This is a genomic window from Janthinobacterium sp. HH104, assembly GCF_001758715.1.
In the GTDB taxonomy this organism is placed as follows: Bacteria; Pseudomonadota; Gammaproteobacteria; order Burkholderiales; family Burkholderiaceae_D; genus Janthinobacterium; species Janthinobacterium aestuarii.
The window spans coordinates 359,190-374,951 of sequence record NZ_LRIB01000027.1; the positions used below are offsets into that span (position 1 = coordinate 359,190).

The following is a 15,762-nucleotide window of genomic DNA, read 5'->3' on the forward strand; positions in this document are numbered from 1 at the left end:
ACGTGCAGCTGTTCTTCACTGACTCACAATTTATTTGGCATGGGCTGCCTCGCCCGTCGGTCCCCTTCCTGTGCGATGAAGAGATGGAATTGGTGTCCGCTCCCAACTCTTACCTGCGGTTTATCGCCGCTGTTAACGGACGAACGAGATCCGTAAGAACCTGGCATACATACGCCAACCATATCTACGAATTTTTCTCGTTTCTCGAGGCCAACGCCATAGATTGGCAGCTAGTGACTCACCCACAAGTGGCCGCGTGGCGTGATGGAATGATTGATCGAGGCTGCTCGCGCAGCACCGTAAATCAACGACTAAATTGCGTGAATGGTTTTTATGGATGGGCGGTACGATCAAATCTCACTCAACAAACCCCTTTTAGAACCGAGGAGATCAGAATCGCAAAGAACAGAGGCGTACTAGCTCATATAGACGTTTCTGGGCATCGATTTGCCGCAAATTCTCTCACGATGCAAAGCTACAGACCGGTTCCCCAGTTCCTACACCTACCTAAAGCAATTTCATTTTTGGAAGCGATTACACCTCATGGACTGAAGCTGATGGGCTATCTCGCGTTGCTGACAGGCATGCGGCGTGAGGAAATCATCGGCCTCAACCTTAACGTATTACCGAACCCATGCGGCCACGATCCGTCCAGACAGATGCCAATGATCCTTCAATCAAGCATCACTCCAACCAAGGGCATGAAAACAAGAACCGTAATGCTCCCATATGATTTAGCTGTCGCGCTTTGGAATTTTCTCTGTAGCGTTTGGCCGAAACGCAATGCCGAACACATGCGACGACACGGAAGGGAAAGTTCACGAGTTTTCTTGTCTGAGTATGGGGAAGAGTTTTCAATTCGTTATATGAATAACGCATTTGCAAAGGTCAGCAAAAAAATTCAAATCGAATGCCACCCACATATGCTTCGTCACACCTACGGAACTTATGAATTGCTGCGCATGGCCGAAAAAGTCGGCCAAACGAAGGCTTTACTTTGGGTGCGCGATCGTATGGGCCACAGTTCAATAACAACCACGGAAATCTACATTCACGCTGCAGATCTTTTGCAAAATACTGAAGTCGACGACTATCAAATTGAAGTATTAAGGGAGCTGCGTAATGAAAATTAGCCGGCCGCGAGTCGATCGAAAAATAAAATCTGCGGTTGATGAACTAAAACCGACCGACATGCCACCAATGTGGACATTTACGATCGACTGCCCGAATTTCGGCCTTATATACTTCGATTTTCAAGAAATGAGAAACTACCAACGCGATGAAATTGCGGGTAGCATTCGAGATGCATTTTGGAGTATGAGACATGTATCTGAAGGGGCATCATTACAGAGTTACCTTAACTCGATACGCAAGTTTTGGAATTTTCTAGATGACTTTCGGCTCTCTGGAGAGGCCATAACAAGACTCGATCAAATTGATCGACGTTGCATTGATGCTTATCTCACATGGCTCGAACTTCAAACCGTCGCGAGCAACCAGAAGAATACTGGAAAAAAACTTTCAACCGGTATGAAGCGGACAGCTTACTCAGCCATCAAGACCATCCTCTTCAATCGAAAACGATTTGATCCTGATGCTGTCAGCCCTTTCCTAACTTTTCCCAAAAATCCGTTTCCGAACGCGAACCAATTATCTTTAAAAAGACAGCCCTATTCAAACCAAGAACATCGTCGAATATTACAGGCATTAAACAACGACCTCAAGCATATCAATGAAAGCAACGTGCATTCTCTTCCCTCGCTACAAATTCTTGTAGTGTACTTATTGGTCCTGGCCTCTGCCACAGGTGAAAATTTACAACCCCTTCTTGAACTCCGGCGGGACAGTCTAAGAGACCATCCGTTAAAGGATCGAGAACTCTTGTTCACCCAAAAACGACGCGGATGGACCACTTTCGCCACTTCGGTCAGAAAATCTCAGATAACTCCTGAAACGGTAAATGGAACCCATGCCATACCGACGAGCGTAGGTGATCACTTTCGTGCATTGTGCGCGTTCACTTCCCCAATTTCCATGAAAATTGAAGAGCGCCATAGTTCATTCGTTTTTTTATGGTCTGTTTCTCGCGGAAAACGTAAAGATAAACTTATCAGGCTCACTCGCCTGGAAGCGAAAACAGGAATCAGAGATTTTTCTAAACGACATTCGCTTCTCGACGATCAAGGAAAACCGTTGGCGTTAAGCTTTGGACGCTTCCGTCCAACGTTCGCCACCGAGCTATACCGCCGAACGCATGACATCCGCAAGGTTTCACAAGCACTAGGACATGCCAGCGTTGAGACGACCGCTCGCTCATATGTCAATCTAACGAGTGATGCGACACGTAACCACTCCTTCGTGGCTGAAGGAATGGTCGCTAAGTTTGTGCGCCTCGAATCGCATGGAAAGACAGTTTTGGCAGCAGACGGAAGCATTCCAATTACCGAAATAAAAGGCCTATTGACCAGCGGATATAGCACAGGAGTAGCTCATTGCCGCAATCCATTTCGCGAAGAGGAATCTGTCTGTAAGAAATTCTTTACCTGCTTCCGATGCCCGAACATGCTCGTCTTCGAAGATGACTTGTGGAGACTGTTTAGTTTTTATTTCCGCTTACTCTCTGAACGCTCGAAGCTAAGACCCGATCACTGGCTTAAAACATACGCGCCAATTTTACGGCGCATTGACGACGAAATTGCGCCGCAGTTCCCATCAGAGAAAGTACTAGAGGCTAGAAATAAAGCACAAACTAATCCCCATCCTGCATGGAAAGGATTCACATAATGAAGTCAGGCCTGCTGAACTTTGCTTCACTTAAAAACCTCAACTATCAGGAGAAGTCTCGCGTTCCGGTGTCAATGCTAAATGGAGACAACGGCCAAGTCCTCGTTGTCAGTCGTTATGGCGATGAGTATTGGGATTTTTACCCGTATATTCCTCAGGAAAACTTGAGTAGTTCCGATAAAATCATAAATTGGTGTATAGGGCTTCCAGACGGCCAGCAGCTTACGTCGCCAAAACATGGGCTACTTTTAGAGTCAACAAAAGATTTCATTTGGTCACTGTTCGCGGATCCGATTGAAGGAAAGAAGCGGCCATCCATGAACACGTTAATCGCAAAGTTCGAACTTCTTCAGCCACTACTGCGTTGGATGGTTTCAAAAGGCTTATCACAGTTCAGCGAACTACAAGACAAGACAATGGACTACGTCCCTGTCGCCCGACTAAGCAGCGTAAATGGCTCGTTTGTCGCAGATTCAACGCTCCATTACCGTCTACACATCGTCGAATACTTATACCTCCAACGCGAAAAAATACGGGATGGGCTTTATTCTCACCCTTGGCCACACGAGACTGCATTATCTTTAAGTGGGAAAAAAAGATCGGGGGGAAATCGAACACCAACCACTGAATTCATCCCGGATTCAGTAGCCAACAAGTTGGCTCAGTGTGCAATCGAATACGTGACCAACCGCTCATCGCGAATACTTGATGCGGTCCAGACCACTGAGCGGGCAGCAACGGCAAAGTCTGAGTGTCATCGCCAAGTACAAACAGATGCGAGAACAGAGGCGGCTCGCATGGAGGGATTCGTTGGAATGTATGACTTAAAAAAACAAGTCATTCATCTTCGTACTGCTTGCTACATTGTGATCGACATGTTCTCTGGGATCCGTGATAGTGAGATGATGTCACTTGAGGTCGACTGCATCAGTCAGACCCGAAGTGCGGACGATACAACTGATATCGTATGGCTTCTCGGGACGATTTACAAAACCGGCGTACGTCCAAAGAAATGGCTTGTCCCTCAAATCGTGATTAGCGCTGTGGAGGTGCTATCGCGCTTAACCGAACAGCTGCGCAAAAAAATGCTTGACGAACAAGCGGAACTTGAATCCATGTTGCGAGACAGTAATCGTCGCAACCTAGACGCAGAATCGCTGAAGCGTCTAAGTAAGCGAGCCCATACCATTCAACATCAGAAGCACAAGTTATTTCTCTCGGTTTCGACAAAATTTTCAAATTCGATATCCGTGCTCTCCGGGCAGCAATTGAACATTGATCTAAAAAAATTTTGCATAGATCACAATATTAAGGATGATAATATACAGCCGTATCCGCTCCACGCACATCAATTCCGCAGGACCTATGCTCGGTTCGTAGCACGCGCCGAATTAGGTGACCTTCTAACACTTCGCGATCATTTTGGGCACTGGAGTCTCGACATGACCATGTATTACGTTGACGGGGCGGCCGACGAATACCGAGCAGACACCGAACTCCTTGAAATGGTCTCACACGAAAAAATCTCTCGACAAAATGGAGTTTTACGAACATATCTAACGTCAGAGTTTCCGCTCGCGAACGGTACCCACTGGCTCAACGATTGGCGCTCAAATGTCCGTACATCCGCAAATAAGGAAGCGCTAATTGCAGAGTATGCTGGGACATTAACCTTAAACGGAACAGGACATTCGTGGTGTGTGGGTAATGCCAAGGGGATGGGGTGCGGTGGCCTTTGTGTCTTTGAGGCTCAGCTTTGCGTGGATTGCCACTATGGAATCATTGGCCCCGAACATCGTCCCGTCTGGGCCGGCATTCGTGACCAACAGCAAGAGGCGCTTGCCCTCGACGATATCGGGCCGGGGGGTAAGGCGAGAACCCTCGAGATCCTCGGCTTAGCTGAGAAAGTTCTCAAACGCCTCGATGGAGAAAGTGAAAAATGAGCAAAATGTCTACCCGAACTATCGAAGCTCTAGCATCACAAAAACAGCAGTCTATCAAGGATACTCGCGAAAAACTGGAGGCTGCCCTTCATCGCCTGCTGACTGGGATATCCCGTAATCACAATCCTGGAACAAAGATCTCAGCTGCATCAGTGGCTAGTGAAGCGGGAGTTGATAGGGCAACCCTATATCGATTTCACGAACCGGTACTCGCGCAAATTCGAAATTTGAAGACCGCAACTACTGACGGCCGGTCAAATGAGAAAGTAAAAATAGATCAAGAATCAACTCGACAAACTTCATACCTCAAAATGGTGGAAGACGCGCAGCGGCAGGTTGCCTCGTTAGCGCGAATCAATTACCGTCTCGACGCAAAAATTGAGGAACTAAGCGAAGCGCTTAGAGTGCGAGATCAAATTATTGCAGATTTGCGTAAGCAAATTGTGAAGAGAGAATCAGAACCACGAATTTTTTCTTTTCCTCCTACGACTCGGCACCCAGAATCGTAGAGCGTTCAAACTGGAAAATCCCTTACTTGGGTGCCGCTGACGGTATCCAAGGCGAGGAGAAGTCATGCATACAACCGAAACACGAAGCGGTTTGCTGCCGGTTAAGGATTTAGCGAGTCACTGATTTATATATCAAACGCCGTTCCCTGCGGCGGACCTACCTGAAACAATAACGGCATCCTGACTGTTCGGCATCGATCATGCAAAAGTGCTTTTCCGACCTTGAATACGCCGCCAAGAAGAAGCTGACGCGGCGCGACCACTTCCTGGCCGAGATCGACAGTGTGACGCGGCGGACAGGCTGCACAATCTGATCGAGCCGTTCTATCCGAAGGTCGAAGACGTCGGCCGGCCACCGATCGGACTGGCGCGCATGCTGCGCATGTATGTGGCCAAGCAATGCTTTGGTTTGTCTGACGAAAGCACCGAAGATACGATCTACGACAGCCAATCGATTCGCGCATTTTTCGGCATCGATCTAGGTCGAGAGTCGGCTCCGGGAGCAACAACCTTGCTGAAGTTCCGCCACCTGCTTGAAGCCAACGGGCTCCCGTCGCCTGACACTCGGTTTTGCGCTGCAAATTAGTTGTAACTCGTCACCAAATCCCTCCGCACACTACTTATTAAGTCAGTCCGACCGCAGTCTGGCTATTCATCATATACATCAGATTTGCAGGCGTGAGAATCCATGTATTTTTCGGATGAGCAAGATGCTATCCTTGGTCGCATCGTCTGGCAAAAGACACAAGGAGCTCGAACCTGAAATGAAGATTCAATCCGTTCGTATCAAGAACTTCCGCACGTTGAAAGACGTGATGATCCCCTTCGATTCTGTCACAACATTCATTGGCCCGAACGGGGCCGGCAAGTCAACTGTACTTCGTGCGCTCGATTGGTACTTTAACGGCAAGCTTGGTTCGTTGACTGAGAAGGACTGTTCGTTCGACGCAATTGACGAAAATATTGAGGTTCAAGTCACATTCGCTGAGCTCACCGAAAAGGATCGGGCTGAACTTGGCAAGTACGCTCCAGCAGGGGTCAGTACCTTCACAGCTTGGAAGCGTCGCGGCCCAGACGGAGCTGAAAGCCTATCTGCGAACTCAAAGAACTACGCGCCGTTCAACACTATCCGCGCTAAGACATCAGCGGCCGACAAAAAAGCCTCTTACAACGACCTGCGAAGCTCAAATTCATCGCTTGGTCTCCCAGCTTGGAGCAGTGTCGAGGCTGCAAACCAAGCTATGACGACCTGGGAAGCCGATCACACCGACCAGCTTGTCGAAGCGCCAGAGTCCCTACAAACCAACTTCTTTGGTTTCAACAGCGGTGGCAAGATGAGTGGCCTTTTCGATTTCGTCCTGGTGACTGCCGACCTTCGGGCTAGCGAAGAGTCGATTGACGGGAAGTCGAGCATTATCGGTCGAATCCTTGAACGTTCAGTCGATCGTGCTGCTGCCGATGAGGAAATCGCGAAGATCGTAGAAGAATCACGTGCTAAGCAACAAGAAGTCTACGACGAAAAGTTCAAGTTACAGCTTGAGGCAATGTCGGAGAAATTAAACGGAGTCGTCGCATCTTACTCCCCTGGTCGGGCTATCACGGTTTCACCAACAGAAGTGGAACTCAAGGCCCCTCGAACCACGTTCCAAATAGCCGTACGCGATGGTACAACCGAGACCGCCGTGGAGCGCCAAGGGCATGGCTTTCAGCGCACACTTCTGATCTCGGCGCTTCAGCTTTTGGCGCAGTCAGGTGCAGCATCGGCAGAGGGTATCATTTGTTTGGCGATCGAAGAGCCGGAACTATATCAGCATCCGATCCAGGCACATACGTTCGCGAAAGTGCTCCGGTCGCTCGCTGAAGACGCAGGCAAGCGCATACAAGTTACTTACGCGACCCATAGTCCCTACTTCCTTGAGGCGCGACATTTCAACCAAGTCAGGCGGCTAACTAGGTCGTCGGACGAAACTCCTGTAGTCACTGTCCACAGCGCTACACTCAATGACGTGAAGGCCAGGCTGAATGGAGTACTGAGCGCCGATACAGTTGAGCGTCAGCTCGATGGCATCATTGCGAATCAGCTTTCCGTGGCGCTTTTCGCGCATCGCGCTTTCCTCGTGGAAGGCACGACAGAGTCATCAGTGTTCTACGGCATTGGTGATAAAACATCTCTCGGCTCGCTTGAGGCTGCTGGCATCTCTGTCGTCCCCGTAGGAGGAAAAACATCGATCCCACTCGCACATGCGATCCTGACGTCGATCGGTATCCCTGTCTATGCGCTCTTCGATGCGGATGGCGGGTTTGAAGCCCGTGCGAAGGCAAATGGGAAGGCGCAGAACAAGATTGATGCCGAGAGAGTGGGCCATGTGGCAGCGAATCGAGTGTTATTGAAGTACTTCGACCTCGCTGAAGAAGATTTTCCATCTGCTTTCGTTGGCGACGAGATAGCGATCTTTGAGGATCATCTTGAAGCGTTCCTATCGGCGAACTGGCTCGAATGGATCACTGCATGCGATAACGTCGAGGCTGCCGCAGGTATCAGTCTCGCGAAGAACCAACTCGCGTACCGGACAGCAACACTCAAGGCCGAAGGAGCGGTGCCAGAGATGCTTATACAGATCCTGGTCAAAGTGAAAAGTAAATAGTCAGGTCTGCTGGGGTCAAATAATTCTGAACACAACGATCGGTTGGTGTGCTGCCATTTTTCATTCATAGGCGGGGGGCGACCGAATACCCAATGCTAAATTGAACAGCCGGTAAAAAGCCTCGATACATTGAAGTGTTGGCATTGACGTTAAATCAGCACAGGCATCAAGATTAGTTGCCCCCAGTAAATTCGCGCAAACGAAGGTGAGGTTGAACAACAAAGTTCGACATACGCGCTCATACCGCCATTCAACATGGACATTCACAGCCATTGACGAAGAAAAACTGAACGATTGCAATCAGCCGACAGCGGTGGTTCATAGTTGTGTGCCGTCCGTCCGCTTCTGGCCCAGGCTGTGTAAAAATGCAAGAACTTCAAATTTTCATGGGGTTGGGTTACCCTTCCCAGCCCCAAGAAAATCGCGTAGCGGCCGTTCTGTGAGCCTGACTTTTTTATTATCGGATTTTCTTCGCGTTTTTACAAAGCCTGGGCCGATTCCTGCCGCTAGTGTGCAGCAAACGACACGTTGCGGACTAAAGGCCACGTAACGAACTTGGATCGATCTCAGCGCCCCTCCATCGATCGCCGGCGAACTGGATCGCGTTACTACGATGTCCGATGGCCAAGTGCTGGTCCACTGAATTTGCGCGGCGCAGCTGGCACTGGTGCCGGCATCGGACATCTCAACATCTAGGCGCGAGAGCAGATACGAAGATCCGTCGGCATTTTCTCAAGTGACCTCGATTCACCGATTTTTTACTTTGCCGTCCTGCGTCCGAGCTAATGCACCTTCGATACCAAGTCGGGGAGTCAGGTCAAGTACGCGCGCAAGCACACGGGCAGCCCCACCTAGGCGCTGCTGTGCGGTCTGAGCGGCCACGTTGAGCAGCTCCTGCAATTGAACGTGATCAATTAAGCGACCCGTGTCAGGATGTTTCCAACGCCGTTTAGGATCGGCTATGGTGACCAGCAGGCATCCCGTCTGTGCTTGCGAATGCGCCATATACTTTTTTACAAGTTGCATTTCGATGGTATCGCACAATTCTTTTGCCGAACGGTCTTTCTCGCCAATTTTCAACTCGATAGTTGCCTGCAAATCCGGAGGCGTTCGAAAGCGAATGTCCGTCTCCTTCCCGTCGGCCGTTACCGCTTCTTGATCAACGGTATATGCGCCATTTGCCATGTGAAGGAATTCCCGAGCGATCGCGGGTCGGAGCGTGTTTTCATCTTGAACCGCTGCCCACGCCGCACGTGGACTAGTATCGGCAAGCATGAGCGCCTGCAAATCATCAAGTCGATCAACGAGCACTTGCGCCATTGCACTGCCGGTTTTAGGCGGAAGGTCTTTTCCGTTAAACAGGCTCGCGATCTCAGGGACTTCCGAAACACCCTGCTCAACCTCAGCCGCAAGTCTTTCTCTGGCGACCTCACGAATTCGGTCGCGGAGATAGTCGAAGCTGGGAAATTCCGCCAAGGCAAGCTTCGCACGCAGCGCTTCGGGCCCTGATCGCCGCATAAAAGCTTCAAAAATGTACCTCCGCGCCTCCTCGGCGTAATCGCGGCTTCCGCGTGAGTAGGAGCCGACATGGACAGCGTCTATGTCAGGATGGACATGACGATAGACTTCAGCTGTCAATTCCATCAGACTATCGATGTCCGTCAACGCACTGAAGTTGTTAAGATCATGCGCTCGGCGTGAATCGACAAGACTGGCGATCAACTCGACGGCTTCACCCTCTTTATCGACCGGGAGCCCCTTCAACAGCCGCAATAAATGGGTTGTACCAATGTTTGGATTTAATGCGCAAAGGATCGGCATCCATAAGCTGAGATATGCACTTCCACAACTGACAATTTGTTGAGTGACGATGCTTTCCACGTTATTCCGTGCTACCGCGTCGCCATGCTTCAGAAGGATTTGCAGTACCTGGTTAAGCCCATTTTCCGATGAAGCGTTGTATGGTCCCTGCATTAGAACCTTTGCCGAGCCGTTCAGCCATTTGAGCAGTCGCGGTTGCAGCAATAGCGCAACGTTCGAAGGACCATAGCGGAGCGCTTGGAGCAAGCTGCTATGTGGTACTACATCGCTACCCAGCGCATCAAGATCCTCATTGAGCTCAACGCCAATCACGGTGTCAATCTGTGACGGAAAATTGCTTGCGACATCACGCAGCCAGGAAGGAAATCCATTCAGTTCGATCAGTGCATATCGCGCTGTGAGGATCGCGTCGCGGTCGCTCAGATGCTGGCTCCATGCCGGATCCTCAGCCTCTGCATAAATACCCAACAACCCCAGCGTCCAGACCACGAGATAAGTGTTTTTTTCGTCAGCCTTACGTTCGCTTCCTACAGACGGCACCATGGTACGCCAGTACGACATCAGTGCAACACGAAGGGCGTTGGTCGCGGTACGACCAAAATGCTTTTCCAGAAAGGCTCGATTCCAAAGCATGGTGTCGCCCGTCTTGCGAAGTAGAATGCCGAGATTCCAAATCGTGCTTTCCTGACGCCCCAGGGCCAATGCCACGGAAGGCTGGTTGGCGAGCTCGCACCAGAATTGCATCCAGGCTGCCGCCTCGTCCGCTGATTTCTTTAGTTGCGTTTCCTTCCTCTTCCGCTCGTCCTCCACCATTTTCAGGAACTGTTTGCTGGGCTTCTTGGATGCGACCGTTTCAACAAGCTGAGCGAGTAGAGACGATGATTCTGCTACCGCAGCCCGCATCTCTGCTGTTTTTGACGTCTCACCATCTTGTGTCGCCAGAAATACGGCAAGCTCAAGTAGCGCCTGTCGATGCGCATGTGGCGTTTGTCCATCGCCAAGTGCCTCGATAATCCATGGAAGGTCACTTTCCAAATACGCAATGGGGCCTTGCCAGAGCAACTTCCCGAGCCAGTGACTTGTGTCTGCATCCAGTTTTAGCCGTTCCAAGCAGTGTAGGTCGATTGCACATATTGCCCGGCGAGTACCGTACGGAAGCTCGTTAAGAAGCTGACACAATTCGTCGCGGTAAGAACTGTTCCCTATGTCATCGACAAGGCGAATGACCATAATAGACGCGCGTAATACTTCATGACTGACGACTTTGACCTTCAGCAGACGTATGCTAGCGGCTGCAAGCAGAGGCGACAGTTCCATGGAGGTCTCGCTGTCACGGAGTTCGTCGTCCACTACCACGATGGTCCTCTCTGCTTGAACTAAAAGCCCCGACAGAAGTGCCTCGAGACGTGTACTGCTGAAAGTCGCCGTGTCGATGCGCGATGCCATCCGAGCCGCATACCCACCCAATCTCGGCGTTCGCGAAGGCAGACGGGCCGCGATCTCCAGCAGCTGAGCGTCAGTGACGTGTTCAGGATAGAGTAAGATTGCGATCCATCCCGCTAGCTCGGCGGTCCAGTTCGGGCCAGCGGCGAGGGCCTCCTCAATCAATGTTGGTGTGCGCGGATCCGCCAATCCGGCTAGGGCTGCAGTTGCATCAAACCGTTCTTGCGGACTGGAGTCCACCGTCGAGGCGAGGCTGGCCATGAGGTCGGCACACTTCCTGAATTTTCCGACCGAAACGAGTTGTATCAGCAGATTTCTAACTTCCGGGTTCTCGACGCCGTCGCGCCACACGTCGAGCACTGTCTGGGCGAGAGACGGTTGAGCAAGACGTTCTATCTGGATATCGGGCACGCGAACACCGCGCCATCGTCCTTTTCCATACATAGCTACGAAGCCAAGCAGCGCGCGCTGACGCTGGTGGTCCATCAGCGATTCTGGATCGCCGTAGATTAACAAAGTGCTGGACTCGACCTTGAGAATTTCATCGAACACATCTTGGCGAAGTAGCGCTAGCCAGCCGGCTACAGGACGCATGGACGGTTTCAATACCCGTTCGTTTGCATCGGTCAGCCCAAACAGTAGTCGATAGCCGGCGCTCAGTGAAAGTTTGCCGCTTTCGACCAGCTGATGGACTTCGCAAGCCGCCAGATATTCCAGTACCGAGCGGTGTCGAAAGCGAACACGTCCATATCCTGCGGCTGCAAACAGTGGACGCTCCAGCAAAGCGGAGATTTCCCGGACGGTCCAATCGATCAGAAAAGGACGCGGGTCTATCGGTGCCTCCCCCGAGTCATGCAGATCTGCACCGGCGCTATAGCGAATCGTGAGCCGCCGCGATAGCACAGCCGCCAGCGCAAGACGCTGCGCACCAGTGCGCGCTTTCTCTGCTGTAATATCCGCCTTTTCCTTTCTGTTCGGTCGCGCGGCGAGTTGATCCAAAACGTGCGTTTTCACCTGCTCAAAGTGCGGACGGATGGATTGATGATCCCGCCAGTCATCGCAAAGCTCAATGAGGTCTTGAGGACGGCGCGCAAAGTCGTGCGCATGTTTTGCCTGGATCGCAGCAAGTAGATCTTGAGGTGATTCGATACCACGGCTTCGCGAGAACTGCATTATTTGCGCGTCGCTAAACTGAAGCAGTTCAACTTCCCGAAAATCCGGAAGCTCTTCACTCTTTTCTGGTCCGTGGAGTGCTAAACGCACTAGGTCCTTGCCATCAAGCTTTTGGCTAATGATTTCGCTAACGGGAAGCAGTTCGCGAAATGCCACCCGATCAATGGCAACTGGACGGGACGTTACAACGATTGTTGCACGCCCGAGCGCACCGTCCAGATCGGCCGCAAGGCGTTCAAGCGCATCTTTAAAATTCCCATGTGCCAATTCCAGTTCATCCACCGAGTCCAGAAAAAAGTAGCCCATACCGGATGCCGCAGCATACCAAGTATCGAAGCGGCGCTTATTTCTTCCAAACAGCGCCCCGGTGACGCCAACGGACGCAACGGTTTCCAAGCGTAAGAAAAACGCTGCTTCGCCCGCAGCGAACAACGATGTTGCCTTCGACTCGCATTCAAATGTTTTCCCTGTTCCCGCTTCAGAGATCAGCAAGATTCGGCGCGAACGCAGCAAGGCGTCCCAATCAAGACTCTTGTTTGAGGTGGTACGGTCTGCCATCCAAGCTGAATCCACAGTCCCCACACTCCCCCTGGCGGTCTCTCGAAAGGCACGTTGTATGGAGGATAAATGGGTGTACGCCACAATAGTCTCGTATAGATACAGGAAAGTACCATTTTATCAATTCGTCAAATTTAGCGCGAGAGCGAAAGTGGCAGTAATGAAAATCTGCTTGTGGCGAGAGCAGGCAATCACCGCCCTCCCGTGTCCGCCCCGAAGCAGACATAGATGTTACGCATTCGACATATGTCACCGCAGCCGATTAGCGGTTGCGTCTATGTCTTACATAGTCAAAAAATTGGCAAAAACGTCGATAACTCAGTTAGTCAAAATATGTATTCGTCACAGGAGCTCAGGTGGTCCATCGTTAATACGCTGCATCAACGAGGTCAGGGCGGGTACGTTGAGCAATCCGCTCAAAAATACCGAGTCCCAGTTATTGAGGCTGCGATGTCGTCGGTCCAACCGCCCGCGCTCTCGCGCGATGGCATACACAAGCTTTGGTTGTGAGATCATTGCGATGCCATGTAGCTTGGGAATTAGTAACGATGGTCTCCGCCACAAGTTCGCCCAAGCGGTTTCGAAATGTTCGATGATCGCGGTTTTCATGAGCACCTCATCAACATGAAAACGCACGGCATCAAAATCCGGATCCATCGGATTTAAGAGAATCTTCAGTTTCATTTTGGGAGCCTGACTGAACGGGTCTTCAATGTCCGCCGCGACTAGGCGCTGGCCGAGAACAGAATCGAAATATGGATGAAGCACTCTCTGGCTCTGCGATACTCCCTTAACCGTATTATTTCTTTGTACGTTACAGGGACATGCTGGAACAAGATTTGCACTTAATATTGCAAACTCGGGGTAGTTTGCTTGAGGAAGTAGGTGATCCAGTGTCTCACTTCCAAAGGAGCCACACATGGCACACACCTTATCGGCCCGAGCATCCCGAATCTGATTAATGTAAGCCAACACGACCGCCTTGGACGACTTATAGTAGTCGCGCATTAAATTGCCTACCGTCATGGAGATCGGTGCCGGCATTAAGACGTGTGGGTTGCCCTGACTGGCTGTGTACTGCAAATATGCTGCAACCAAGGTGGACTGTTCTGCCCAGATCGCTGGATATCCTTTCATTTGGCGATGCCGGGCGACATTGCTGAGAGTTGCCAAATCATCATTTACTGGCAGTGGAAGCTTATTCACTTTTGCCAAGCTCCATTCGACGACGCAACTGCATCAGAAACTCAGGTGACAACTCATCACCATATTGCCGCTCAATGTCTGACCACGACTGACCGCTTTTGACCAATCGATCAGTCAATTGTGCCGCAAAGCTTGAGGGACCGTCCTCACCGAACACGAAGAAGGATATTGCTCCAACATCCCCCCCAAACGTGCGCATTCGAGGTCGCTCCGCGAGGACGCTTCCTGTTTCATCTGTCCGCAACACTGTCACTTGCTCTCGAAATACCTCCCGGACAAAGTAAACTGAGTGGGTGGCAACTACAGCAACTGACCCGGTCTGCTGTAGCAGGTAGTCCAGCAGCGACATGAATCTACTGATGAAATTGGGATGCAGATGTGTTTCAGGTTCGTCGAACAGCAGCAATGATCCGTTCTCTACCAATGCGCTGGCCTGAGCGGCAAACTTGATGAACGACAGCTCCCCGGTACTTAATTTATATGCACGACCATCGATGACACGAACCGGGTCCTTTTTCCAGTCAACTGCAGCCAGACGTTCCAAATGAAGTTTCTCAGGAGCATACTCAAGATCTTCGAGACTGATGAACTTCACATCGCTGCTGTTTGTAACAAGGCAGATGCGACGTGCATCCGAGAACACATCGAGCGAATCAAGAAATATTTTCCAGCGAGTCACTCCTTTAATCCTGCGCTTCATACGCAACAAATCTCTAATGGCTACAGAAGCCGTAATGCCCACGCTTCCCCTATTGGTCGCTCCGACTGTGAGGCGAAAATAGCTGACGCGATGATTCGCATTTTTAGGCGACGGGAAGAGGGAAAGCGAGTCCGCAGTTGGTGCAAATGCAAGCAACCTGCTCACGAGAATTGGGGTGCCATCCGCTCCCACTAAAGAAGGACTGCGCTTTAGGGCTGCATGCGCGACTCTGGCAAGCGTCTGACTTTTCCCAACACCATTTTTTCCAATGATCACCGAAATCCGCTTCGGCAACACACTATCAGGTTCAAAGCGGAATGCAATTTCGTGATGATTCGAGCGACCAGCCAACATAAATCTAATAGTCATGTCACCATGAATACCGCCAATCTCTTCATGTACAAGGCCGCGCAAAACTGATCCAGCTCGCTGGTATGCGAAATATGTATCCGACATACGCATGAATGAAAGCCTGAAAACCTCTGTACGCTCGGCATGTGAATGCAGCCGTAGTGAAGGACGCAATTCCTTCATGGCAACTAAATCATTGGCGGCCAGAAGCGCTGCCTGAGCAAGCTTCGGACCGAATCGTTCCACTACGCGGCGGTAGGCCTCCATGTCCGGAAGGATCGTGAAGAATCGATGTCTTTCAGTCGTTGCAGGAACATCGAGGCCTTTCGATTCATTCAAAATTGCTTCAAGCGTCGTGTGATTGGCTGGCGAACCGTCAAGAAAGCCGAGACGTCCCTCCAAATCTAGTATTTGATCGGAATCGTTACCTACAATCACAATGCGTACTCTGGGTTTGTAGCCGAAATCGTTAAATGTGTCGTTGCTTGGGCTGATGTAGACACTATATGGCGGTTTCTGGCGATGCAAATTGGCAGCCGATCCGAAGAAGGCCGCGAATTTATTTTTATTTTCTTCATTTTTTTTCATTATGTTCCTTCCTAAATCAGCGTACAACCTCCAGCTCAACA

Annotated in this window: 8 protein-coding genes and 1 pseudogene; 6 read left to right on the forward strand and 3 right to left on the reverse strand. The window is 50.7% G+C overall.

The features are described 5' to 3' along the window. Positions 1–2: 2 nt before the first annotated feature. From JAB6_RS28385 to JAB6_RS10765, 6 genes and pseudogenes are all read left to right on the forward strand, one after another. Positions 3–1,133: a tyrosine-type recombinase/integrase gene (locus tag JAB6_RS28385; RefSeq protein ID WP_083292653.1), complete on the forward strand. Its 1,131-nt coding sequence runs from the start codon at positions 3–5 to the stop codon at positions 1,131–1,133. Continuing rightward, a complete protein-coding gene (locus tag JAB6_RS28390; RefSeq protein ID WP_083292654.1) occupies positions 1,123–2,784 on the forward strand; it encodes a tyrosine-type recombinase/integrase in 1,662 nt (553 codons plus the stop codon). The genes JAB6_RS28385 and JAB6_RS28390 overlap by 11 nt, the downstream gene beginning before the upstream one ends. After that, positions 2,784–4,727 carry a tyrosine-type recombinase/integrase gene (locus JAB6_RS10760; protein ID WP_070302768.1) on the forward strand — a complete coding sequence of 648 codons (1,944 nt, stop codon included), beginning with the start codon at positions 2,784–2,786 and terminating at the stop codon, positions 4,725–4,727. The genes JAB6_RS28390 and JAB6_RS10760 overlap by 1 nt, the downstream gene beginning before the upstream one ends. Continuing rightward, on the forward strand, positions 4,724–5,236 hold the full coding sequence (locus tag JAB6_RS28915) for a TetR family transcriptional regulator (RefSeq protein ID WP_139143346.1): 513 nt from the start codon (positions 4,724–4,726) through the stop codon (positions 5,234–5,236). Before JAB6_RS10760 ends, JAB6_RS28915 begins: the two co-directional genes overlap by 4 nt. A gap of 200 nt (positions 5,237–5,436) precedes the next feature. After that, a pseudogene (locus tag JAB6_RS28395) lies at positions 5,437–5,786 on the forward strand (transposase); the annotation flags it as partial. A gap of 214 nt (positions 5,787–6,000) precedes the next feature. Beyond that, positions 6,001–7,881 carry an ATP-dependent endonuclease gene (locus JAB6_RS10765; protein ID WP_070302815.1) on the forward strand — a complete coding sequence of 627 codons (1,881 nt, stop codon included), beginning with the start codon at positions 6,001–6,003 and terminating at the stop codon, positions 7,879–7,881. Positions 7,882–8,628: 747 nt separating this feature from the next. Here the strand turns inward: JAB6_RS10765 and JAB6_RS10770 are convergent. The 3 genes from JAB6_RS10770 to JAB6_RS28400 all read right to left on the reverse strand — a co-directional run bounded on the left by JAB6_RS10770 (position 8,629) and on the right by JAB6_RS28400 (position 15,721). Continuing rightward, positions 8,629–12,810 (reverse strand): NACHT domain-containing NTPase, encoded by a 4,182-nt coding sequence (locus tag JAB6_RS10770; RefSeq protein ID WP_139143347.1) that lies wholly within the window; start codon positions 12,808–12,810, stop codon positions 8,629–8,631. A 408-nt stretch (positions 12,811–13,218) separates the two neighbouring features. Then, positions 13,219–14,091: a hypothetical protein gene (locus tag JAB6_RS10775; RefSeq protein WP_139143348.1), complete on the reverse strand. Its 873-nt coding sequence runs from the start codon at positions 14,089–14,091 to the stop codon at positions 13,219–13,221. Further along, the gene (locus tag JAB6_RS28400) at positions 14,075–15,721 is read right to left on the reverse strand and encodes an AAA family ATPase (protein WP_175444529.1); all 1,647 of its coding nucleotides are present in this window, start codon (positions 15,719–15,721) and stop codon (positions 14,075–14,077) included. The genes JAB6_RS10775 and JAB6_RS28400 overlap by 17 nt, the downstream gene beginning before the upstream one ends. Positions 15,722–15,762 lie beyond the last annotated feature (41 nt).